This window comes from Pseudomonas sp. FBCC-B1565 (assembly GCF_059133265.1).
Window position 1 is genome coordinate 5,562,357 of the sequence record NZ_CP101438.1, and the last position, 22,335, is coordinate 5,584,691.

At 60.4% G+C, this 22,335-nt stretch carries 27 protein-coding genes and 1 pseudogene; 8 read left to right on the forward strand and 20 right to left on the reverse strand.

The window, feature by feature from the left end; genetic code table 11:
- Nucleotides 1-21 precede the first annotated feature (21 nt).
- The gene (locus NL123_RS25735; protein ID WP_071491170.1) at nucleotides 22-840 is read right to left on the reverse strand and encodes a M48 family metallopeptidase; all 819 of its coding nucleotides are present in this window, start codon (nucleotides 838-840) and stop codon (nucleotides 22-24) included.
- A 1,416-nt stretch (nucleotides 841-2,256) separates the two neighbouring features.
- Between NL123_RS25735 and NL123_RS25740 the strand changes: the two are divergent.
- Nucleotides 2,257-2,313: pseudogene (locus tag NL123_RS25740) on the forward strand (hypothetical protein); the annotation flags it as partial.
- A 201-nt stretch (nucleotides 2,314-2,514) separates the two neighbouring features.
- Nucleotides 2,515-3,219, forward strand: a complete 705-nt coding sequence (locus NL123_RS25745) for a methyl-accepting chemotaxis protein (RefSeq protein WP_395601003.1) — start codon at nucleotides 2,515-2,517, stop codon at nucleotides 3,217-3,219.
- Here NL123_RS25745 and NL123_RS25750 read toward each other — a convergent pair.
- The 3 genes from NL123_RS25750 to NL123_RS25760 are packed head-to-tail and all read right to left on the reverse strand — an operon-like array spanning nucleotide 3,216 to nucleotide 4,327.
- Complete coding sequence (locus NL123_RS25750) at nucleotides 3,216-3,836, reverse strand: SOS response-associated peptidase (protein WP_071491168.1); 621 nt, start codon at nucleotides 3,834-3,836, stop codon at nucleotides 3,216-3,218. The genes NL123_RS25745 and NL123_RS25750 overlap by 4 nt on opposite strands.
- Before the next feature lie 36 nt (nucleotides 3,837-3,872).
- Nucleotides 3,873-4,133 (reverse strand): putative signal transducing protein, encoded by a 261-nt coding sequence (locus NL123_RS25755; protein ID WP_034095939.1) that lies wholly within the window; start codon nucleotides 4,131-4,133, stop codon nucleotides 3,873-3,875.
- Nucleotides 4,134-4,144: 11 nt separating this feature from the next.
- Nucleotides 4,145-4,327: a CPXCG motif-containing cysteine-rich protein gene (locus NL123_RS25760; RefSeq protein ID WP_248486212.1), complete on the reverse strand. Its 183-nt coding sequence runs from the start codon at nucleotides 4,325-4,327 to the stop codon at nucleotides 4,145-4,147.
- A gap of 132 nt (nucleotides 4,328-4,459) precedes the next feature.
- On the opposite strand from NL123_RS25760, the gene NL123_RS25765 reads away from it, so the two are divergent.
- Nucleotides 4,460-5,623, forward strand: coding sequence for a 1-acyl-sn-glycerol-3-phosphate acyltransferase (locus NL123_RS25765; protein ID WP_179030189.1), 1,164 nt, complete (start codon nucleotides 4,460-4,462; stop codon nucleotides 5,621-5,623).
- A 122-nt stretch (nucleotides 5,624-5,745) separates the two neighbouring features.
- Here NL123_RS25765 and NL123_RS25770 read toward each other — a convergent pair whose 3' ends face one another.
- On the reverse strand, nucleotides 5,746-6,003 hold the full coding sequence (locus tag NL123_RS25770) for a hypothetical protein (RefSeq protein ID WP_058422974.1): 258 nt from the start codon (nucleotides 6,001-6,003) through the stop codon (nucleotides 5,746-5,748).
- A gap of 183 nt (nucleotides 6,004-6,186) precedes the next feature.
- On the opposite strand from NL123_RS25770, the gene NL123_RS25775 reads away from it, so the two are divergent.
- Nucleotides 6,187-6,396: a hypothetical protein gene (locus tag NL123_RS25775; protein WP_058422975.1), complete on the forward strand. Its 210-nt coding sequence runs from the start codon at nucleotides 6,187-6,189 to the stop codon at nucleotides 6,394-6,396.
- A gap of 58 nt (nucleotides 6,397-6,454) precedes the next feature.
- Here the strand turns inward: NL123_RS25775 and NL123_RS25780 are convergent, their stop codons facing one another.
- Complete coding sequence (locus NL123_RS25780) at nucleotides 6,455-7,042, reverse strand: YajG family lipoprotein (protein ID WP_179030190.1); 588 nt, start codon at nucleotides 7,040-7,042, stop codon at nucleotides 6,455-6,457.
- A gap of 194 nt (nucleotides 7,043-7,236) precedes the next feature.
- On the opposite strand from NL123_RS25780, the gene NL123_RS25785 reads away from it, so the two are divergent.
- Both NL123_RS25785 and mqo read left to right on the forward strand, forming a co-directional pair.
- Nucleotides 7,237-7,470 carry a hypothetical protein gene (locus NL123_RS25785; protein ID WP_494356622.1) on the forward strand — a complete coding sequence of 78 codons (234 nt, stop codon included), beginning with the start codon at nucleotides 7,237-7,239 and terminating at the stop codon, nucleotides 7,468-7,470.
- A 719-nt stretch (nucleotides 7,471-8,189) separates the two neighbouring features.
- Nucleotides 8,190-9,698, forward strand: a complete 1,509-nt coding sequence (gene mqo / locus NL123_RS25790; protein ID WP_058422978.1) for a malate dehydrogenase (quinone) — start codon at nucleotides 8,190-8,192, stop codon at nucleotides 9,696-9,698.
- A 63-nt stretch (nucleotides 9,699-9,761) separates the two neighbouring features.
- Here the strand turns inward: mqo and NL123_RS25795 are convergent, their stop codons facing one another.
- The 4 genes from NL123_RS25795 to NL123_RS25810 all read right to left on the reverse strand — a co-directional run bounded on the left by NL123_RS25795 (nucleotide 9,762) and on the right by NL123_RS25810 (nucleotide 11,790).
- Entirely contained in the window at nucleotides 9,762-10,049 is a 288-nt protein-coding gene (locus tag NL123_RS25795; RefSeq protein WP_016976601.1) for a PA4642 family protein, read from the reverse strand.
- A gap of 191 nt (nucleotides 10,050-10,240) precedes the next feature.
- On the reverse strand, nucleotides 10,241-10,726 hold the full coding sequence (locus tag NL123_RS25800) for a hypothetical protein (RefSeq protein ID WP_494356623.1): 486 nt from the start codon (nucleotides 10,724-10,726) through the stop codon (nucleotides 10,241-10,243).
- A gap of 35 nt (nucleotides 10,727-10,761) precedes the next feature.
- Complete coding sequence (locus NL123_RS25805) at nucleotides 10,762-11,229, reverse strand: WbuC family cupin fold metalloprotein (protein WP_248486206.1); 468 nt, start codon at nucleotides 11,227-11,229, stop codon at nucleotides 10,762-10,764.
- A 3-nt stretch (nucleotides 11,230-11,232) separates the two neighbouring features.
- On the reverse strand, nucleotides 11,233-11,790 hold the full coding sequence (locus NL123_RS25810) for a hypoxanthine-guanine phosphoribosyltransferase (protein ID WP_025856323.1): 558 nt from the start codon (nucleotides 11,788-11,790) through the stop codon (nucleotides 11,233-11,235).
- 164 nt (nucleotides 11,791-11,954) lie between these two features.
- Between NL123_RS25810 and upp the strand changes: the two genes are divergently transcribed.
- Together upp and NL123_RS25820 are read left to right on the forward strand one after the other, a co-directional pair.
- Complete coding sequence (gene upp, locus NL123_RS25815) at nucleotides 11,955-12,593, forward strand: uracil phosphoribosyltransferase (protein WP_024073483.1); 639 nt, start codon at nucleotides 11,955-11,957, stop codon at nucleotides 12,591-12,593.
- A 2-nt stretch (nucleotides 12,594-12,595) separates the two neighbouring features.
- Nucleotides 12,596-13,870, forward strand: a complete 1,275-nt coding sequence (locus NL123_RS25820) for a uracil-xanthine permease family protein (RefSeq protein WP_058422983.1) — start codon at nucleotides 12,596-12,598, stop codon at nucleotides 13,868-13,870.
- Nucleotides 13,871-13,996: 126 nt separating this feature from the next.
- On the opposite strand, the gene hisC is transcribed toward NL123_RS25820, so the two are convergent.
- From hisC to NL123_RS25870, 10 genes are all read right to left on the reverse strand, one after another.
- Complete coding sequence (gene hisC, locus NL123_RS25825; protein ID WP_248486204.1) at nucleotides 13,997-15,049, reverse strand: histidinol-phosphate transaminase; 1,053 nt, start codon at nucleotides 15,047-15,049, stop codon at nucleotides 13,997-13,999.
- 3 nt (nucleotides 15,050-15,052) lie between these two features.
- Nucleotides 15,053-16,372, reverse strand: coding sequence for a histidinol dehydrogenase (gene hisD, locus NL123_RS25830; RefSeq protein WP_494356624.1), 1,320 nt, complete (start codon nucleotides 16,370-16,372; stop codon nucleotides 15,053-15,055).
- 127 nt (nucleotides 16,373-16,499) lie between these two features.
- Nucleotides 16,500-17,135 (reverse strand): ATP phosphoribosyltransferase, encoded by a 636-nt coding sequence (gene hisG / locus NL123_RS25835; protein ID WP_010213102.1) that lies wholly within the window; start codon nucleotides 17,133-17,135, stop codon nucleotides 16,500-16,502.
- Nucleotides 17,136-17,366: 231 nt separating this feature from the next.
- A complete protein-coding gene (gene murA / locus NL123_RS25840; protein WP_010213103.1) occupies nucleotides 17,367-18,632 on the reverse strand; it encodes a UDP-N-acetylglucosamine 1-carboxyvinyltransferase in 1,266 nt (421 codons plus the stop codon).
- 23 nt (nucleotides 18,633-18,655) lie between these two features.
- Entirely contained in the window at nucleotides 18,656-18,895 is a 240-nt protein-coding gene (locus NL123_RS25845) for a BolA family protein (RefSeq protein WP_003188597.1), read from the reverse strand.
- A 114-nt stretch (nucleotides 18,896-19,009) separates the two neighbouring features.
- On the reverse strand, nucleotides 19,010-19,315 hold the full coding sequence (locus tag NL123_RS25850) for an STAS domain-containing protein (RefSeq protein WP_248486202.1): 306 nt from the start codon (nucleotides 19,313-19,315) through the stop codon (nucleotides 19,010-19,012).
- Nucleotides 19,312-19,959, reverse strand: a complete 648-nt coding sequence (locus NL123_RS25855) for an MlaC/ttg2D family ABC transporter substrate-binding protein (RefSeq protein ID WP_058422987.1) — start codon at nucleotides 19,957-19,959, stop codon at nucleotides 19,312-19,314. The genes NL123_RS25850 and NL123_RS25855 overlap by 4 nt, the downstream gene beginning before the upstream one ends.
- An 11-nt stretch (nucleotides 19,960-19,970) precedes the next feature.
- Nucleotides 19,971-20,438, reverse strand: coding sequence for an outer membrane lipid asymmetry maintenance protein MlaD (mlaD, locus tag NL123_RS25860; RefSeq protein ID WP_003171814.1), 468 nt, complete (start codon nucleotides 20,436-20,438; stop codon nucleotides 19,971-19,973).
- A complete protein-coding gene (gene mlaE, locus NL123_RS25865; RefSeq protein WP_028618862.1) occupies nucleotides 20,438-21,235 on the reverse strand; it encodes a lipid asymmetry maintenance ABC transporter permease subunit MlaE in 798 nt (265 codons plus the stop codon). The genes mlaD and mlaE overlap by 1 nt, the downstream gene beginning before the upstream one ends.
- Nucleotides 21,235-22,044, reverse strand: coding sequence for an ATP-binding cassette domain-containing protein (locus NL123_RS25870; RefSeq protein WP_003171811.1), 810 nt, complete (start codon nucleotides 22,042-22,044; stop codon nucleotides 21,235-21,237). Before NL123_RS25870 ends, mlaE begins: the two co-directional genes overlap by 1 nt.
- Between the last annotated feature and the right edge of the window lie 291 nt (nucleotides 22,045-22,335).

Genomic DNA, 22,335 nt, shown 5'->3' on the forward strand with positions numbered 1-22,335 from the left:
CACATTTAGATCTTCAAAAGGTCAGGATTTCTTGGCCTGCTGGTACAACGGCATCACCTTCGGAATCGCCGCCTGCAACGAGGCGATTCGGCTGTCGGAAGCCGGGTGGGTACTCATGAACTCCGGTGGTGCGCCTTCCGAAGCCTTGGCCATCTTGTTCCACAGCGTAATCGCCGCGTTCGGGTTGTAGCCCGCACGGGCTGCCAGCTCCAGGCCGATCAGGTCCGCTTCGTTTTCATTGCTGCGGCTGTTGGGCAAGGTCATGCCGTAGTTGGCCACGGTATCGGCCAGGGCCAGGCTGTCCTGGCCGAGGCCGAACAACGCACCGGCCCCCTGCTTGGCCATCTCGATCCCGTAGGCCTTGGACATGGCTTCGCGGCCATGCTCACGCAAGGCGTGGGCGATTTCATGGCCCATCACGGCGGCCAGTTCGTCATCGGTGAGCTTGAGGTTGTCGATCAACGCGCTGTACACGAAGATTTTGCCGCCAGGCCCGCAGTTGGCGTTCATCTCATCGCTCTTGATCAGGTTCACTTCCCACTTCCACTGCGCCGCATCCGCACGGAACGTCGGCGCCTGGGCGATCAAGCGGTTGGCGATGGCCTGCACGCGCTTGGCGTTGGCGCTGGTCTTGTCCAGTTGGCCCTTGCTGCTGGCCTCCCCCAGGGTCTGCTGGTAGGACTGGGCATACATCTGGTCGACTTCCTGGCTCGACAGCATGCTGAACATGTACTGCTTGCGCTCTACCCCGACAGCGCCGCCGCTGGTGGTATTGACCGACTGACACCCGGCCAGCAGCATCGCCGCGACCAAACCACTTATCACCAATGACTTCTTCATCAACACTCTCCCTGATAGCACGCCCTTAAACATGGCGCGTATCGTAGGCGCACATTTGTATCGACGCCAGATACACCTGACATGTAACCGCTGATTTTCCGATACATCTCACACGCCAGCGGCGGCGCCGAGCATTCTGTTTGCGACACATCCCCCTATTTTGCCGGGCGCCCCCCTCATGCCCACCTCGCCCTCGGCCGATACACAGGACAGGCCCTCTCCCCTGCGCCCGGAGCTTTCATGAAATTCAAGTCGATTCAATTTTCTGTCGCGGCCCTGGCCGGGGCCATTGTCCTGAGCGTAGTGGCGGTGCTGGTGCTCTACGCCTTGTTTGCCGGCGCGCGCACCCAGGAGATGGTGCAGAAGCGCACCCAGGTGCAGTTCGAACAGATTATCGAACAGCGCCTCACCGCCCTGGCGCAAACCCAGGCCACGCTGATCCAGCGTGAATTGGAAGCGCCGTTGGTAACCGCCAAAAGCCTGGCCACTACCAACGCACTGCTCGGCATGAAAGACGCGAAGGGTGAACCCGCCCTGCAGCTTGGCCGCGAGCAACTGATCAACCTGCTGCACGAAACCGTGGTACGCAACCCCAAAATCCTCGGCGCCTACATCGGCTGGGAGCCCAACGCTATCGATCACAACGACGCGGCCTACGTGAACAGCCCGATTGTCGGCATGGGCGCCGACGGACGTTTCCTGCCGTGGTGGTACCGCAACGCAGATGGCAGCCTGGGCATGGATAAACTGGCCGATGTGGCCGACCAGAAAATCCTCTCCACAGGCGTGCGCGCCAGCGAGTACTACCTGTGCTCCAAGGAAAGCAAAAAGGCCTGTGTCATCGACCCCGCGCCCTACAAGGTGGGCAACGCGATGGTGATGCTGGCCTCATTTATCGAGCCAATCATGATCGATGGCACGTTCCAGGGCATCGTCGGCGCCGACCTGTCGGTGAACTTCATCCAGGACATGCTGACCGGTGCCGACCAGAAACTCTACAACGGCGCCGGTGAACTGGCGCTGATCTCCAGCAACGGCCGCCTGGTGGCCTACACCCAGGACGCCAGCAAACTCGGCGAAAAGGCCAGCGACCTGCTCGACAGCAATGAACTGGCCAACCTCGGCCAACTGAAAATCGGCGAAGTGCGCTACGACATCGACAAGGAGCACGGGCATATCGAGTTGTTCCTGCCGTTCAACATCGGCCAGACCGATGCGCGCTGGACCCTGATGATGCAGCTGCCTTTAAGTGCCGTAATGGCCGACTCGCAGAAACTGCAAAGCGACCTGGAAACCCAGCGCAAGACCGACATTTTCGGCATGACCATCGCCGGCCTGCTGATCGCCGGTATCGGCCTGCTGGTGATCTGGCTGGTAGGCCACGGCATCGCCCGGCCACTCAAGCAAATGGTCGCGATGCTCAATGACATCGCCCAGGGCGAAGGTGACCTGACGCGGCGCCTGACCAGTGATCGCGCCGACGAACTGGGCGCGATTGCCAACGGTTTCAACACCTTCCTGATCAAGCTGCAAGGCATGATCACCCAGGTGGTGAGTTCGGTGCAGAAGGTCAGCGACTCGTCGGAGCACACCGCTGATATCGCGATCCGTACCAACCAGGGTGTGCATAAACAGATGGTGGAGATCGACCAGGTCGCCACCGCCGTGCATGAGATGACCGCAACTGCGCAAGACGTTGCACGCAACGCCACCCAAGCCGCACAGGCCGCCAGCCATGCCGACCAGGCCGCGAGCCAGGGCATGCGTATTGTGCGTGACACCTCCACCTCCATCGGCGCGCTCGCCGAGGAAATCGGCAAGGCCGTCGGTGTGGTGCAAACCCTGGCCAAGGACAGCGAAAACATCAACGCCATCCTCACGGCGATTCGCGGGATTGCCGAGCAGACCAACCTGCTGGCACTCAACGCCGCCATCGAGGCGGCGCGGGCCGGCGAGCAAGGTCGTGGTTTTGCCGTGGTCGCCGACGAAGTGCGCAACCTGGCGCAGAAGACGCAAAAGGCCACTGAAGAAATCCAGACTATGATCCAGCAGTTGCAACAAGGCACGCGGGATGTGGTGCGGGTGATGGAGGACAGCCAGAACCGCACCGATGAAAGCGTGCAACACGCGGCCAAGGCGGCCGAAGCACTGGAGACCATCACCCAGGCGGTGTCGGTGATCAACGACATGAACACCCAGATCGCCAGTGCCGCCGAGGAGCAGAGCGCGGTGGCCGAGGACATCAATCGCAACGTGATCAATATCGGCCAGGTGGCCAATGAAGTGGCGGGCGGCGCGGATGAATCCAGTGCGGCCAGTGCAGACTTGACCAAGTTGGCCGAGCAGCAGCGCCGGCTGATCAATCAGTTCAAGGTTTAAGCCGGGGTCAGGCACTCCGGCCCGTTAAGCTTGGGATCATTGACCATGTTGGCCAGGACCCGCTCGCGCAACGCGCTCGGCTCACTGGCCAGCAGGCCTTGCAACACATGCAACGGCGTCTCAGGGTCGAGCCAGGCTGCCTGTCCGGCCTCATCCAGAATCAGTGGCCGACGCTGGGCCTGCGCGGCCTGGGTCACCACCGCGGTGCTCAGCCACACCTGTTCCTGCACCGGGTAGGCCTCCCAGATCGCGGCAAAAAACAACGTGGAGCCCTCCCCCGGCGTCAGCCAATACGGGCGCTTGCGCTGGGTGCCGCGCCATTCGTAGAACCCATTGGCCGGTAGCAGGCAGCGGCGCTGACGGAATGCTTCGCGGAACATCGGCTGTTCGGCCAGGGTTTCGGCGCGGGCGTGGGCGGGAGTGCGGGAAAGATCAGTCAGCCAGGGCGGGGTGAGGCCCCAGCGAGCGCGGGCCAGGGTGCGCTGGCCGTCGGCGGCGCGCTGGATCAGCACCGAATCATTCGGGGAGATGTTCCACTGGGCCTGCTGATCGGCCGGAAAGCCCGGCAGGGCAGCAAAAGCGGGGGTCCAGCGAAACAAGGCATAACGTCCACACATGGGGCAACACGACTCTTGGGTAAACCGACCGACAGCCTAACAGACCAGCACGTCGGGGAAGCTGTCGGGTTCGTCGCCCGGCAGCGGTTGCGCGCCGATATAGGCGGTAATCAACTCGCGGGCGTCGAGGGCGCGGTCATTGTCCACCTCCAGCCCCAGCAGGCCGAAGATGGGCAACTCGCCGGTGCCACCGAGCAAATGCCGCCCCACCAGGTGCGCCTCGATGCCTTCACTGGCGAGCATCTGTTGCAGCAACTCGCCTTCCATCAGGTTTTCCGGTTCGTAGATTCGTTGCATCAGCGCCCCCGCTATTCGTTTTCACTACGGGTTTCAAGCATCCATTCTTCGCCATGCACCTGCAGATCGAAAATGATCGGTCGGCAGCACACCTGGCAGTCCTCTATATAAACCTGATCGCCCCCGGACAAATCCACCGTTGTCTCGACCTCTTCACCGCAATAAGGACAATCGTACGTCGCGCTTTCCAGCATCGCAGCCTCCAAGGTGACTTGTGCGTATAATCGCCGGTCTATTTACAGGGCTATTTTTGGCCGAGCCCATTACTCGGGCCGCACCCTGGTATTTCCTTTACTTACCCTAGCCGTTTCTAACAAGAGAGCATGATGGGCGAATTCGATACCATCCGACCTTACAATGACAGCGAAGTCCCGGCAGTGCTGGCACGTCTGTTCAGTGACAAGGCCTTTCTGGACATCCTGACCCACTTCCGTTTCCCGCGCTTTGCCGGCGCCCTGGGCTGGCTGCTCAAGCCGATGATCGCCCGCAAACTGCGCCGTGAATTCGCCGGCGTCACCACCGTGGCCACGCTGCAGGACAAAGTCGAGTACTACGTCGACCACACCATTGACCGGGCGACCGACGGCGTGACTTACACCGGGGTCGAGCAGCTCAAGTCCGGCACCGCCTACCTGTTCCTGGCCAACCACCGCGATATCGTGATGGACCCGGCCTTCGTCAACTATGCGGTGTACCACGCCGGCCTGCCGACACCCCGCATCGCCATTGGCGACAACCTGCTGCAAAAGCCGTTTGTCAGCGACCTGATGCGCCTGAACAAGAGTTTCATCGTGCACCGCTCGATCACCGGGCGCAAAGAGAAGATGGCGGCCTATCAATTGCTGTCGGCCTACATCAACCATTCGATCCGCAACGACGGTGCGTCGATCTGGATCGCCCAGGCCGAAGGGCGCGCCAAGGATGGAGATGACCGTACCGAGTCGGCGATCCTCAAGATGTTCCATGTCAGCCGCAAGGACGAGCCGTTTGCCGAGGTGATCCAGTCGCTGAACCTGACGCCGGTGTCCATCAGCTACGAATACGACCCATGTGATTCAGCCAAGGCCCGCGAGCTGTACATCCGTGCTACCACCGGCACCTACGTCAAGGCGCAGGGCGAAGACGATGTGAGCATTGCCCTGGGCATCACCGGCTACAAGGGACGCGTGCACATTAACTTCGCGCCGCCGATTACCGAGCGTTTCGAAGACACCAAGTTGCTGGCCGCAGAAATGGACCGGCAGATTCTGGGGGGCTACCGGTTGTTCCCGGTGCATTACCTGGCCTACGCCCAGTGGAGCGACGCCGACCCGCAATTGCAGGTGCCGACGGCGGCCGAAGTATTCCCGGCCGATGAACTGGCCAAGGCGAAGGCGGAGTGGGAGCGGCGTTTGAACGAATGCCCGGCTGAGCACCGGCCGTTCCTGGTGGTGCAATATGCGACGCCGGTGCGTAATCAGTATCGGGTCAAGGCTGGAATACCCCTCTAAACACCGATTCAAAAATGTGGGAGGGGGCTTGCCCCCGATAGCGGTGTATCAGTCAATCAGCTGTCGACTGAAGCTCCGTCATCGGGGGCAAGCCCCCCTCCCACATTTGTTTTGTGGTGTTCTTAAAGGCGGGTGCTGAGCCAGGAAATGGCCAGCGCCAACCCCAGGCAGGCGAAACCGACGCGGTAAGCCAGACGATGCGCCCGTTCGGTGCGCACATCCAGAAACAACATCGGCTGATCAATTGCGCGATCTTCGCTCTGCGCGGTCAGGTCAGCCATGGCGCGCTGTTCGCGCAGACGGGTAATGAACAGCAGCGCCGCGCCCGGACAAGCCACGGCCAAAGCAACAACATTGGTCAACAGTGCGGGCAGCGCCATCAAAAACCTCGGCAAAACAGTGTTTTGGTATCGGTTCAGATACAAACCTGAACGATAGTGGCCTCCGGCGCCTGAAATGCTCCCTCCCCCATTGACGGCTAATGTATCCAGTAATTTACAACGTCACCTGAACGTCACCTTAACAAGCCACTCTGTTGCCCTTCGACGCTTTAGGAGCTTGTCATGCTGCATGCACAAAACCAGGATCGGCTGTATCTGATCGCCCAGAGCGATGAGCAGGAAGCGCTGATCGGCGGCCTGGCCTTCAACGTCCAGGACCGCCACTGGCTGGTGTATTGCGCCCTCGGCGGACACCAGCATGCCGACCTGCCGGAGGCCGATCTGTTGACCGGGGTGAGCCTGCTGGATTTCTGTATCGACACGGCCGCATGAAACTGAAGACAAAAAAAACCGGGCTCAATGATGAGCCCGGTTTTTTTTACAGAATCGGTTATTGCGAGCTGAGCAGCGAACCGATGCTTGGGTCCTTGAACAGACGGGTCAAGGCGTCGCTCAGGACGTCGCTGACCAGCTTGGTGTTGGTTTCCTGGTTCGGCGACATACCGAAACGCTGGTTCAGGGACGCACCGTAGCGGCCGCTGTAGCGACGGGTGCCGGCGGTGACGTCGGACTTGAACGTCGCGCCGATAGACGCTTCGGTCACGTACAGGCCGTCTTTAGGCGACTGGTACTTCAATTCGGCCAGGGTGATCGTCAACTGCGGAGCGCCCGGCGCGTTGGCGCTCGGGGTGAAACCCAACAGGCGCACGGCTGCTTCGGCCTGGGCCTGCAGCTTGGGCAGCACGTCTTGCGCATTCACCGAGACCAGGGCGGTTTCCGGATACAGGCCGCCGCGCGAACCGAGCGTAGGCGACGGACGACCATCCACCACACGCACCGACACTGGCTGACCGTGACCCACGGGGGCCAACTGCGTGGTGATTTTTGGTTCCGGGGTCAGTTGTTGCGGGCTGTTGGCGCAGCCAACCAGGGTCAAACTGGTCACAGTGATCAAACCGAACAACAGGCGTTGCAACATGCTCTTCTCTCCAGAAATCGGGTACCGACAGGCGGGCAGTATAGCGGTGCGCCAGTGCCGGGAACTAGCGCCAGTTACAACCTGAGACCTGCACAGACTGTAGCGGTTCGATGTCACTGATATGTCACGGCTGATACACAGGCCCGTCATGCCCGACAGGCAAGCTTGGCCTCAATCTCAAGAGGTCTGTCGCCATGCAATTTCTCTGGTCACTGTTCACGCGCAAACCGGTCCTTCGCCAGTTCGCCCTGCTCGATGTGCAAGGCCGTTGCCAGGCCTTCAAAGAGTGCTGCCAGCCTCCTGTAGGCGACGGCTGGGTGGAAATCGATGAAATCCGCCTGAGCTGGATGCACCACCCGCTGCCAGCCAGCGCCCGTGTCAGCCCACGTGCAGCGCAGCCGTCGCATCACCAACCGTTGGCCGCCTGACCGAACGGCTAATAAAAGTCATAAAACACGCCCATTTCCCTGGCGTTCTTCGCTACAATCTCCCCCCGATTATAAGGACGTCTCCTGATCGGGCCTCGCAGCATCGTTAATGCCTCGGCATTAGCCCCAAGAATCGCCCACAGAGAGCCGCCCACACAGATCGAGTGAAGCTGGCGCGCTTGCTGTTTTCTTTGCAAACCACCCGCCTTTACCGAATCTGCCAGAGCTGCCATTGCGCTCGGCCACTTGAGTTGTTTGCCCGTTTTGCCGCGTGTCGGCTAGGGGCCAGGTGCCAGGCTGGGGCAGCCCTTTTTTGAGGTTCACGTCTTCAAAAGAGCGTGAAAAAACGGGTTTTCACAACTTCACAAGAGTGTGGCGAGCAAATGAATAGTTTGGCGTTTGTACAAGCACCATCAGCGTCTGGAACAGCCCAACCACACAGGACCGAGCACGCCTTAAAAACCGGAGCTTGAGCCTGTCCGCTACGGATTGGTTGCACGAATCGCACGCTTTGACCATAAGTCGAATTGCCACAGGCGCCCATGAATGCGTTCATAGGCAGACTAGCCCGGCAGGAAGCGTGCGCTGAACATGCAAAGAATTGCGAATCGGACATGGCGATCCTGGCCATGGGTAACCTGGGGCAACACGTGAACCGCCCCGTCACTCCTGGCAGCCATGCCGTCAATTTGGTGCTGCAGATTTTGGAGACGCGTTAAATGGCGCATAACGAAGCAGTCGACGTAGTACTGGTAGGGGCCGGCATCATGAGTGCCACCCTGGCCGTACTGCTCAAAGAGCTCGACCCCGGCCTGAAGCTGGAAGTCGTTGAGCTGATGGATTCGGGTGCCGCGGAAAGTTCCAACCCGTGGAACAACGCCGGTACCGGCCACGCCGGGCTGTGTGAGCTGAACTACACGCCGCAGGCCGCCGATGGCTCCATCGACATCAAGAAAGCCGTGCACATCAACACCCAGTTCGAGGTGTCGAAGCAGTTCTGGGCGTACCTGACCAAAAAGGGCACCTTTGGCTCGTCCAAGTCCTTTATCAGCCCGGTGCCGCACCTGAGCTTCGTGCAGGGCGAAAAAGGCGTGTCCTTCCTCAAGAAGCGCTTTGAAAGCCTCAGCCAGCACCATGCGTTCTCGGACATGCACTACACCGAAGACCGCAGTGAGATGGCCGAATGGATGCCGCTGATGATGCCGGGCCGTCCGCTCGACGAAAAAATCGCGGCCACCCGTGTGATGAACGGCACGGACGTGAACTTCGGCGCCCTGACCAACCAACTACTCAGCCACCTGACCAGCTCGGCAGACGCCCAGGTCAAGTACAGCAAACGCGTCACCGGCCTCAAGCGCAACGGCGCGGGCTGGACCGTGAGCATCAAGGACGTCAACAGCGGCAACAGCCGTGAAGTCGATGCCAAGTTCGTGTTCCTCGGCGCCGGCGGCGCGGCACTGCCGCTGCTGCAAGCCTCGGGCATCGAAGAAAGCAAAGGCTTTGGCGGCTTCCCGGTCAGCGGCCAGTGGCTGCGTTGCGACAACCCGGAAGTGGTCAAGCACCACCAGGCCAAGGTCTACAGCCAGGCCGCCGTGGGTTCGCCACCGATGTCCGTGCCGCATTTGGACACCCGTGTGGTCGATGGCAAGAAATCCCTGCTGTTCGGGCCATACGCCGGCTTCACCACCAAGTTCCTCAAGCACGGCTCGTTCCTCGACCTGCCGCTGTCGGTTCGCGCCGGCAACATCGGCCCGATGCTGGCCGTGGCCCGCGACAACATGGACCTGACCAAGTACCTGGTCAGCGAAGTGATGCAGTCCATGGAACAGCGCCTGGAATCCCTACGCCGCTTCTACCCTGAGGCGAAAGCCGAAGACTGGCGCCTGGAAGTGGCTGGCCAACGGGTGCAGATCATCAAGAAAGACCCGAAAAAAGGCGGGGTGCTGCAATTCGGCACCGAGCTGGTCGCGGCCAAAGACGGCACGCTCGCGGCGCTGCTGGGCGCGTCCCCGGGTGCTTCGGTGACCGTTTCGATCATGCTGGAACTGATCGAGAAGTGCTTCCCGGAAAAAGCCGCCGGTGAGTGGGCTGCCAAACTGCACGAGATCTTCCCGGCCCGTGAAAAGGTCCTGGAAACGGATGCCGAGTTGTATCGCAAGATCAACGCGCAGAACAACATCAGCCTGGAACTGGTTGAACCTGCCGCCGAGACCGAAAGCTACGCTTGAGGCGCCATGAAAAACGCCCCGCTCTCAACCTGAGAACGGGGCGTTTTTTTGTGGCTTGGATAATCAGCCGCGAGCGTTTTCGATCAGTTCGATGTACTCGTCCGCGTTGCGCTGGTCCTTGATCAGATCGACGAAGGTCTGGCCATGCTCATCCTTGCCGTCGAGGTCCAGGCCGGCTTCCTTGAAGAAGCCCAGGAACCGCTCGAAATCGTCGATACGCAGGCCACGGTAGGCCTTGATCAGTTTGTGCAGGGACGGGGAAGTCGCGTCGACCGGCTCGAAGTCCAGGAACAACTTGATCTGATCGTCGCCGATCTCGTCACCAATCACCTGTTTCTTATCTTTACGCATTACCGACTCCAGCCTGCAGACATTTACACGGGGTTTGAAGTCTACCTGTGCGACGCAGGCTTCGAAAGCGCTGGATATTCAATGTGGGAGGGGGCTTGCCCCCGATGGCGGAGTGTCAGGCGACATCTAATTGACCGCCCCACCGTAATCAGGAGCAAGCTCCTTCCCACGTTGGCTTTTCAGTGTTCTTGCTATTGGGTACGCACCGCACCAGTATGCAAATCCGCCCAGATATGCCCATTGGCATAACTGAGGAACTGCACATACACCGTGTCATTGCGCAACAGGTCAACAATCACACGGTATTGGGCCACCGGGTAGGACAAGGTCAAAGTCTTGCTCTTGTCATCGTAGGCCGGCTTTTTCAGGCTTTTGCTTTCAGCGTCGAAATTGAGCACCACCTGGGCGATGGTCGCGCCTTTGTTCAGGGACTTGCCCTTCAGGCGAATCATCAACGGCGCAGTCACCGGGATGGGTTGTTGGCTGGACTGGCGCTGGTTGCCCACCACCACCGCGTACTCGGTGACTTGCAGCAATTGCTGCTGGTCCGGCGCTTCAGCGCGCAGAGTCAGGTCGTCCGAAGGCAGGAATTGGCTGTGCATCGGCGCAGGCGCGGCAGCCAGGGGCAAACTGAGGGTCAGCGCCAGGGCGGCGCAGGTGCGTATCAACAGGCTCATGGGCCGCTCCGGCAAGGTGGGCCCAGCACTGTAGCTCAATCGAACTGGGCAAGCATCCAGCGTTGGTACTCGGCCACACCGGCCTCGCCTTCGCGGGGTGCCCAATCGGCCTGTTCGCCCTCGCCCACCGGACGATAAGGCCCGGCCTTGCACTCGAACATCACCGTGTCGGGCTCCAACACCACCAGGCCATGGAAGACACCGGGTGGCAGATCCACACCAGCGCATTCACCGCCGGCCTGCATGACACGCTTGGCAATGACCTCACCGGTTTCGCTGAAGACCAGCAAGCCCAAGCGGCCCTGCAGCACCAGCAAGGTTTCTGCCTTGTCCGCACTCAGGTGCCGATGCGGCGGCACATAGGTGTCAGGTTGCAGGCCCACCGCCAGGCGATGACAAGGCTCTTCCATCTGGTGGAAGTTATGGTGGTGCCGGCCACGGGGGCTGGCGGCCGCTTTCTCGGCCAGTTCGGCAAACAGCGTCTGATCAAGAAAACGGGCCATGACTTACATCCCTTTGACGGCGAAGATCCCATTGGCGTTGCGCCAGTAGCCTTTGTAGTCCATGCCGTAACCGAAGATATAGCGGTCAATGCACGGCAGGCCGACGTAATCGGCTTTCAGGTCCGGACGAGCCTTGCGGTCGTGATCTTTGTCGATCAGCACGGCGGTGTGCACTTTGCGCGCGCCGGCGTGTTTGCAGAAGTCGATGATCGCACCCAGCGTGTGACCTTCGTCCAGGATGTCATCGATGATCAGCACGTCGCGGTCGATGAACGAGACTTCCGGCTTGGCTTTCCAGAACAGGTCGCCGCCGCTGGTTTCGTTGCGATAGCGGGTGGCGTGCAGGTAGGAGGCTTCCAGCGGGAATTGCAGGTGGGTCAGCAATTTTCCGGCGAAGATCAGGCCACCGTTCATCACGCAGAAGACCACCGGATTGGTGTCGGCCATTTCGCGGGTGATGTGTGCGCCGACCTTGGCGATCGCTTCTTCGACTTGCGCTTCGGTGTACAGGCAGTCAGCCTCGCGCATGATTTGACGGATATGCTCGAGATCAGCGGACATGGCGCTCTCCAAGGGGGTGCTGTGGCAAGAAAAGCGGGCGAAGGTACGCTTCTCGTGCGCTCCGAGCAAGCCTTAATGGACTAACGTACTAGATGTCTATAGGACAACACCCTCGGATAGATTAATCTAGGCCGGTTTTTTTGCCCGCCGCCGGAGCCTTTCCCATGCCCACTCGCGAGATCCGCCACCCGCTGATCCGACACAAGCTCGGCCTTATGCGCCGCGCCGACATTAGCACGAAGAACTTCCGTGAGCTCGCTCAGGAAGTCGGAGCGTTGCTCACTTACGAAGCGACCAAGGATTTACCCTTGGAGAGCTATGAAATCCCTGGTTGGGCCGGTCCCGTGCAGGTCGAGAAAATCGCCGGTAAGAAAATCACCGTGGTGCCGATCCTGCGCGCCGGTATCGGCATGCTCGAAGGCGTGCTCAGCCTGATCCCGGGCGCCAAGGTCAGCGCCGTAGGCGTGGCCCGCAACGAAGAAACCTTGCAGGCCCACACTTACCTGGAAAAACTCGTCCCGGAAATCAACGAGCGCCTGGCGATGATCATCGACCCGATGCTCGCCACCGGCAGTTCCATGGTTGCCACCATCGACCTGCTGAAAAAAGCTGGCTGCAAGGATATCCGCGCCATGGTGCTGGTGGCTGCACCCGAAGGCATCGCTGCCGTCGAGAAGGCTCACCCGGATGTGCAGATCTACACCGCCTCCATCGACGAGCGCCTCAACGAACACGGCTACATCATCCCAGGCCTGGGCGATGCCGGTGACAAGATCTTTGGCACCAAGCAGAAGGACGCGTGAGCATGCAGGATGAATTCAACGACCCGCTTTGGCGCCAGATCCTGTCTGGCGCACAAATGCTCTTCGTAGCATTTGGCGCGCTGGTGTTGATGCCGCTGATCACAGGTCTTGATCCAAACGTCGCACTGTTCACCGCGGGCCTGGGCACGTTGCTGTTCCAGGTGGTGACAGGGCGGCAGGTGCCGGTATTCCTGGCGTCGAGCTTTGCCTTCATTACCCCGATCATTCTCGCCAAAGGCCAGTTCGGCCTCGCGGCGACCATGGGCGGGGTGATGGCGGCGGGTTTCGTGTACACCTTCCTGGGCCTGGCGGTGAAGATCAAAGGCACCGGGTTTATCGACCGGTTGCTGCCACCCGTGGTGATCGGGCCGGTGATTATCTCCATCGGCCTGGCCATGGCGCCGATTGCCGCGAACATGGCGATGGGTAAAGCCGGTGATGGCGCTGAGCTGATCCATTACCAGACCGCGATGATGATCTCGATGCCGGCGCTGCTGACCACCTTGATCGTGGCGGTGTTCGGCAAGGGCATTTTCCGCCTGGTGCCGATTATCTCCGGCGTGCTAGTGGGTTTTGCCATGTCGTTCTACTTTGGCGTGGTCGACACGGCGAAGATAGCGGCGGCCCCCTGGTTCGCCCTGCCCCACTTCACCGCGCCGGAATTCAACTGGCAGGCGATCCTGTTCATCGTCCCGGTGGCCCTGGCCCCGGCGATCGAACATATCGGCGGTGTAATTGCGGTGGGCAGCGTGACCGGTCGCGACTACTTGAAGAAGCCCGGCCTGCACCGCACCCTGCTGGGTGATGGTATTGCCACCACGGCTGCCGGCCTGTTCGGCGGCCCACCCAACACCACCTACGCCGAAGTGACCGGCGCGGTGATGCTGACCAAGAACTACAACCCGAAGATCATGACCTGGGCAGCGGTGTTTGCCATCAGCCTGGCGTTCATCGGCAAGTTCGGCGCGTTGCTGCAGAGCATTCCGGTGCCGGTGATGGGCGGGATTCTGTGCCTGCTGTTCGGCTCGATTGCCGCGGTGGGGATGAACACCCTGATCCGCCACAAGATCGACCTGGGCGAAGCGCGCAACCTGGTGATTGTGTCGGTGACGTTGGTGTTCGGGATTGGCGGTGTGCTGGTCGGTACCGGCACCGGCCCGGATGACTTCGGCCTCAAGGGTATCGCCCTGTGTGCGGTGGTAGCGATTGGGTTGAACCTGCTGCTGCCGGGCAATGATGGCTGGAAGAACAAGAAGTCTGACGAGCCGTTGATCTAACCCACACCGTAGAACCCAATGTGGGAGGGGGCTTGCCCCCGATAGCAGTGTGTCAGTCAACGCATTAGCTGGCTGATACACCGCAATCGGGGGCAAGCCCCCTCCCACATTTGATTTCAGCGCTTGTTAGAGCTGGCCCAGCCCATCGATCAACGCCTGGTTCTGCTCCGGCGTGCCGATGCTGATCCGCAGGAACTGGGCAATCCGCTCCTGTTTGAAGTGCCGCACGATCACCCCTTGCTCACGCAACTTGGCCGCCAGGCCCGCAGCATCATGCCGTGGGTGACGGGCAAAAATGAAGTTGGCGGCTGACGGCAGCACTTCAAAGCCTTTCTCTTCCAGTTGCGCAACCAGCTTGTCGCGACTGTCGATCACCAACCGGCAAGTCTTCTCGAAATACTCACGGTCCTCGAACGCCGCCGCCGCGCCAACAATCGCCAGGCGGTCCAGTGGGTAGGAGTTGAAGCTGTTCTTGACCCGCTCCAGCGCCTCGATCAGGTCCGGGTGGCCCACGGCCAAGCCCACCCGCAAACCGGCCAGTGAGCGCGATTTGGACAGGGTCTGGGTCACCAGCAGGTTCGGGTAGCGATCCACCAGGCTGATCGCGGTTTCACCGCCGAAGTCGATATAGGCTTCATCGACCACCACCACCGAATCCGGGCTGGCCTTGAGAATCTGCTCCACCGCGTCCAGCGCCAGTACGCAACCGGTCGGCGCGTTCGGGTTGGGAAAGATGATCCCGCCGTTGGGCTTGGCGTAGTCCGCCACACGAATCTGGAACTGGTCATCCAGCGGCAGCGGGTCGGATTTGATGCCATAAAGGCCGCAGTACACCGGGTAGAAGCTGTAGCTGATGTCCGGGAACAGCAGCGGCAGGTCGTGCTGGAACAAACCGTGGAAGATGTGCGCCAGCACTTCGTCGGAACCGTTGCCGAGGAACACTTTGCCAGCGTCGATTCCGTAGTACTTGGCCACAGCCTGCTTGAGCAGGTCGCTGTTGGGGTCCGGGTACAGGCGCAGGTTGTCATTCAACTCGGCCTGCATGGCGGCCAAGGCTTTGGGCGACGGACCATAGGGGTTTTCATTGGTGTTGAGCTTGACCAGCTTGGTCAGCTTCGGTTGTTCACCGGGCACGTAAGGCACGAGGTCCTTGACGAAAGGGCTCCAGAATTTGCTCATATCTCACTTCCCCTCTTCAAGGATGCGGTATTCGGCGCTGCGGGCGTGCGCGCTCAAGGATTCACCACGGGCCAGCACCGAGGCAGTCTTGCCCAGCTCGGAAGCGCCCTGCGGCGAGCAGAAAATGATCGACGAGCGCTTCTGGAAGTCATACACCCCCAGCGGCGACGAGAAACGCGCAGTACCGGAAGTCGGCAGCACGTGGTTCGGGCCTGCGCAGTAGTCGCCCAGGGCTTCGCTGGTGTGGCGCCCCATGAAGATCGCACCGGCGTGACGGATCGACGGCAGCCAGGCTTGTGGGTCGGCCACGGACAACTCCAGGTGCTCCGGCGCGATGCGGTTGGCCACCTCGATGGCTTGCTCCATGTCCCGCACCAGGATCAGCGCACCACGGCCATTGATCGATTTCTCGATGATCTCGGCGCGCTCCATGGTCGGCAGCAGCTTATTGATACTGGCAGCGACTTTATCGAGGAACTCAGCGTCCGGGCTGACCAGGATCGCCTGGGCGTCTTCGTCGTGCTCGGCCTGGGAGAACAGGTCCATGGCGATCCAGTCCGGGTCGGTCTGGCCGTCGCACACCACGAGGATTTCCGAAGGGCCGGCGATCATGTCGATACCGACCTGGCCGAACACATGGCGCTTGGCAGTGGCGACGTAGATGTTGCCGGGGCCGACCACTTTGTCGACCTTCGGTACGCTTTCAGTGCCATAGGCCAGCGCGGCAACGGCTTGGGCACCACCGATGGTGAACACGCGGTCGACTCCGGCAATACAGGCAGCGGCCAGCACCAGCTCGTTGATTTCACCACGCGGCGTCGGCACCACCATGACCACCTCGGTCACGCCCGCCACTTTGGCCGGAATCGCGTTCATCAGCACGGACGAAGGGTACGAAGCCTTGCCGCCCGGCACGTACAAACCGGCGCGGTCCAGCGGCGTGACCTTCTGCCCCAGCACGGTGCCGTCGGCCTCGGTGTAGCTCCAGGAGTCCTGCTTCTGTTTTTCGTGGTAGCTGCGCACACGCGCGGCCGCCACTTCCAGGGCTTCGCGTTGCGGCGCGGTGATGCGCGTCAGGGCCAGTTCCAGGCGTTCGCGGGGCAGGATCAGGTCGGCCATGGATTTGACGTCCAGACCGTCGAACTGGCGGGTGAAGTCCACCAGCGCCGCGTCACCGCGCTCACGCACGGCCTTGATGATGTCGAGCACCCGCTGGTTGACCGAATCGTCGGACACGCTTTCCCAGCTCAGCAGATGATCCAGATGATGGGCGAAATCCGGGTCGGCAGCGTTGAGTCGGGCAATTGCAGTGGACGTGGTCATAGCGAGGGCCTCATAGGATTGGCAAAAATGCTCAGGCGCCGAAAGTTAGCAGTCGATCCGCTTGGGCACCTGAGAATTCTGGCTATGAGGCGGATAGACGGGCGCGACCTGAGGCCGCGCGGGTAAGTCAACCGCGGTGTCGCGACTCCACTGCCTTGCGCAGGGTGTCGATCAACGCCTGGATACGGGCGTGCTGCATCTTCATCGATGCCTTGTTGACGATCAGGCGGGAGCTGATGTCTGCAATGAATTCTTGCGGCTCAAGACCGTTGGCGCGCAGGGTGTTGCCGGTGTCGACCACGTCGATGATCTTGTCAGCCAGGCCGATCAGCGGCGCCAGCTCCATCGAGCCGTAGAGCTTGATGATGTCGACCTGGCGGCCTTGCTCGGCGTAGTAACGCTTGGCGACGTTGACGAACTTGGTCGCAACGCGCAGACGGCCTTTAGGCTCGACATCACCGACACGGCCGGCGGTCATCAACTTGCACAGGGCGATACGCAGGTCCAACGGCTCGTACAGGCCCTGGCCACCGTATTCCATCAGCACGTCTTTACCGGCGACGCCGAGGTCGGCCGCGCCATGTTCAACGTAGGTAGGCACGTCGGTAGCCCGCACGATCAACAGGCGCACGTCGTCCTGGGTCGTGGGGATGATCAGCTTGCGGCTCTTGTCCGGATTCTCGGTCGGCACGATGCCCGCTTCAGCCAGAAGCGGCAACGTGTCGTCAAGGATGCGGCCCTTGGACAGTGCGATGGTCAACATGGGAAACGTCAGTCCTTCATCAGGCTATTGCGGTCCGGTCGCAAACGGCGCCGGACACAGATCGAGGCCATTACAGCCTCGATTTGAAACAAGTTCAGCATACTGCTTATTCAACGGCAGGCACCTTCTTGTGGTGAGCGGGCTTGCCCCGCGCTGGGTTGCGTAGCGACCCCAAAAAAGGGACTGCTGCGCAGTCCAGCGCGGGGCAAGCCCGCTCACTACAAACGGCAACTAGCCTGGTACGCGGCGGATTTTCGCGCCGAGCATCTGCAGTTTTTCTTCGATGCACTCGTAACCACGGTCTATGTGGTAGATGCGGTCGATCAGGGTGTCGCCTTCGGCGATCAGCGCCGAGATCACCAGGCTGGCCGAAGCCCGCAGGTCGGTGGCCATGACTGGCGCGCCCTTGAGCTTCTCAGTGCCGGTGACGATGGCGGTGTTGCCTTCAACCTGGATCTTCGCGCCCATGCGGTGCAGTTCGTACACGTGCATGAAGCGGTTTTCGAAGATGGTCTCGATCACGGCACCGGTGCCTTCGGCAATCGCGTTCAGGGAGATGAACTGCGCTTGCATGTCGGTCGGGAACGCCGGGTACGGAGCGGTACGCACGTTGACGGCCTTGGGACGCTTGCCGTGCATGTTCAACTCGATCCAGTCTTCACCGGTGGTGATTTCTGCACCGGCTTCGCGCAGTTTTTCCAGGACCGCTTCCAGGATGGTCGGATCGGTGTCCTTGACCTTGACGCGGCCACCGGTGACGGCAGCGGCAACCAGGTAGGTGCCGGTCTCGATGCGGTCAGGCATGACCTTGTAGGTGGCGGTATGCAGACGCTCTACGCCATCGATGGTGATGGTGTCGGTGCCGGCACCGGAAACCTTAGCGCCCATGGCGTTCAGGAAGTTGGCCAGGTCGACCACTTCCGGCTCGCGCGCGGCGTTTTGCAGGACGCTGCGGCCTTTGGCCAGGGCAGCGGCCATCATGATGTTCTCGGTACCGGTCACACTGACGGTATCAAAGAAGAAGTTGGCACCACGCAGGCCGCCTTCCGGCGCCTTGGCCTTGATGTAGCCGCCTTCAACGTCGATAACGGCGCCCATGGCTTCGAGGCCACGGATGTGCAGGTCAACCGGACGCGAGCCGATGGCGCAACCGCCAGGCAGGGCAACTTCGGCTTCGCCGAAACGGGCAACCATCGGGCCGAGCACCAGGATCGACGCACGCATGGTTTTCACCAGTTCGTACGGGGCGATCAGGGTCTTGATGGTGCGCGGGTCGATTTCGACGGCCAGTTTCTCGTCGATCACCGGCTCGATGCCCATGCGACCGAACAGCTCGATCATGGTGGTGATGTCGTGCAGGTGCGGCAGGTTGGCTACGGTAACCGGGCCATCGCACAGCAGGGTCGCTGCCAGGATCGGCAAGGCGGAGTTTTTTGCACCGGAGATGCGAATCTCGCCATCAAGGCGGGCACCGCCGGTAATAATCAATTTATCCATAAGAATCTCGACGCCTTGGGGGCTCAGGTGCGCTCGGCCCAGGCCGCGCGGCTGAAAAATTTCATAGTGACCGCATGGATGCTGCCATCGGTGATCCACGGGTTCAAATGGGCATAGATCTGCTGCTGACGCTTGACCGGGCTGAGTGCCGCCAGTTCATCGCTAATCACGTTCAGCTGGAAGTTGCAGCCTTCGCCTTCAACTTCAACGGTCGTTTCCGGCAGCTTTCCTTCAAGAAAGCTCTTAACTTCTAGGGCCTGCATGCTCAACCTCTATCGGCGCCCAGTGCGCGCGGGTCGCACATCATACAAAAAAGCCCCGCGCCTGCGAACCCCGCATAGCAGGACTCTGACGGGGGGCTTCTTTAATAATGTGTATTAAGGATGCGCCAGCAGCTCGGTCAGGCCGGAAACTTCGGCGATTTCGCGCATGTCTTCGGGCAATGCCCGAATGCTGACCGTTTTTTTTGCCGCTTCGGCGTCACGCATGAAGCACAGCAGCAGCGACAAGCCGACGCTGCTGGACTTGGTCACGGCCGAACAATCCAGCACCAGCGCGGGCGCAGTGCTAGTTTTGATCAGCGCCTGACCCTGCTTGCGCAGCTCAGGCCCGGTGCGGTAATCCAGCACGCCGCTGAGAAACAACTCACCGGCGTCGCCAAGACGAACAGCCGACTCGGTCATTGCGCAGACTTCCCGGCTTCTTTATCGGATGTTTCCTTGGCTTTTGCGACTTCACCGGCCCAACCGTTGATGGTTTTGTCCAGGTCGTTGCCATTACGCTGCATCGCATCAGCGAACTGGTCACGGAACAGCTTGCCGATGTTGATGCCGTTGATGATCACGTTGCGCAGCTTCCACTCACCGTTGACCTTCTCCAGCGTGTACTGCACAGGGTAGACGGCACCGTTGTTACCCTTGACGCTCATGTTGACGCTGGTGCGATCACCCGACTCATCACCGGCAGGCGCAACGGTAATGCCCTGGTTGTTGTACTCGAGCAGCGCGTTACCGTAGAACTGGAACAGGCCTTTCTTGAAGTTTTCCTGGAAGGTCTGCATCTGCGCAGGGGTCGCCTTGCGCGAATACTTGACCGTCATGATGCTGCGGGAAATGCCTTCAGCATCGACCACCGGGCCGACAATGGTGTTGAGCGCGTTGTAAAACTTACTCGGATCTTGCTTGTACTGCTCTTTATTGGCAGTCAGGTCAGCCAGCATTTTGCTGGTCGTGTCCTGCACCAGATCGTGCGCAGAACCTGCCGCGTTAGCCATCAGCGGCAGCGCTGCCAACAGCACCAGCAGGCCACGTCGCAAGGTAGAGATCATGAACAGATTCCTCATTTGGCGTCTTTATTGACCGTATTAAGCAGGAATTTACCGATCAGGTCCTCAAGTACCAGCGACGACTGTGTGTCGTGGATTGTCGAGCCATCCTTGAGCAGGGCTGTTTCCCCACCCACGCTGACACCGATGTATTTCTCGCCCAGCAGACCCGCAGTGAGGATAGATGCAGTTGAGTCAGTCGGCAGATTATCTACCTTCTTGTCCAGCTGCATCGTCACTCGGCCGGTGAAGCTGTCGCGATCCAGATCGATTGCCGTGACCTTGCCGATGGTCACACCGGCCATGGTCACTTTAGCTCTGACAGTCAAACCGGCGATATTGTCGAAGTACGCGTAAAGTTTATAAGTGTCGGCGGTGGGGCTGGCCGACAGGCCGCTGACGCGCAGGGCCAACAAGAGTAAAGCCAGGATGCCAGCCAGCAAGAAAAGGCCGACACCGATTTCCACAGTGCGGTTTTGCATCAGAAATCTCCAAACATCAAGGCGGTCAAAATGAAGTCAAGGCCCAGTACCGCCAGCGAGGCGTACACAACGGTCTTGGTGGTGGCGCGACTGATCCCTTCTGAAGTGGGCTCACAGTCGTAGCCTTGGAATACGGCGATCCAGGTCACCACAAAGGCGAAGACGATGCTCTTTATGATGCCGTTGAGAACGTCACCGCTGAAGGTCACGCTGTTTTGCATGTTGGCCCAGTAGGAGCCGTCGTAGACGCCCAGCCAGTCCACCGCCACCCACGAACCGCCCCAGATCCCGACCACGCTGAAGATCATCGCCAGCAGTGGTAGGGAAATGAAGCCGGCCCACAGGCGCGGGGCAACAATGTACTTGAGCGGGTCCACGCCGATCATTTCCAGACTGGACAGCTGCTCGGTGGACTTCATGTTGCCGATTTCGGCGGTCAACGCGGAACCCGCGCGCCCGGCGAACAGCAAGGCGGTCACCACCGGCCCCAGTTCACGCAACAGCGTCAGGGCGACCATCTGCCCCACTGCCTGCTCCGAACCGTAGCTGGACAGAATATTGAAGCCCTGCAACGCCAGCACCATGCCGATGAACACCCCGGAGACCACGATGATCACCAGGGACATCACGCCCACCGAATGCAGCTGCTTGACCAGCAGGCCGAACCCGCCGCCAATACCGCCGCGGCCGAGCAAGGCGTGGAACAGGAAAATCGTCGAACGACCCAGCACTTCGACGATGTCGATGCCCGAGCGACCGAAAAGGCGAACCTTCTCGATAAGAGATGTCTTGCGCATCAGCGCTTCCCCAGAAGATCTGAGCGGTAATCCGCTGCCGGAAAGTGAAAAGGCACCGGGCCATCAGGATCGCCGGTCATGAATTGGCGAATGCGCGGGTTGTCGGCGTTCATCAGCTCTTCGGGCGTGCCCTGCCCCAGCACCTGACCATCGCCCACTACATAGAGGTAATCGGCAATGCTCGCGGTTTCTGCAAGATCGTGGGAGACCACGATGCTGGTAATGCCCAGTGCATCGTTGAGCAGGCGGATCAGACGCACCAGCACGCCCATGGCGATGGGGTCCTGGCCGACAAAGGGCTCGTCGTACATGAGAATCTGCGGGTCGAGGGCAATGGCACGCGCCAGCGCCACACGGCGCTTCATGCCACCAGACAATTCATCGGGCATCAGGTCGATGGCGCCGCGAAGGCCTACGGCCTGCAGTTTCAGCAACACAATGTCACGAATCATCTCGTCGGACAGCTGGGTATGCACCCGCAGCGGAAAGGCCACATTCTCGAAAACATCAAGATCGGTGAACAGCGCACCGCTCTGGAACAGCACACCCATGTGCTTGCGTGCATCGAACAGATCGCTGCGCGACAGCGTCGGCAGGTTCTGGCCGTTGACCCACACCTCTCCCGCACTGGGGCGCAATTGCATGCCCATCAGGCGCAGCAGCGTGGTCTTGCCGCAACCGGAAGGCCCCATGATGCCCGTGACCTTGCCGCGCGGAATGCGGATATCGACGTTATTGAAGATGCTGCGCGTCCCGCGCTTGAAGGTCAGTCCCTTCAGCTCGACCGCGTAGGCGTTATCGGCACTCATCTAAACTCCTTGGGATGCAGCCTCTCACTCAGACACCACGCTTGCGACAAACGTTTGCAACCGTTGCGCAATAGTTGGCCACGTGGGCTGGGCGGACCGAACTGGCGGCGAACTATATCACTGCTGGTACAAGGCGCCCAAGGCCGGAACAGTGCTTGTTCAGATTGGGGACAGGGAAAAATCGTTGCTGGGGTTGAATCTCAGGAACATTGCGAACAAACCCTGACGAACTTGCGTGAGGGAATTGATCATTACCGCTATAATCGCCGACTTTTCGTCAGGCTATACGAT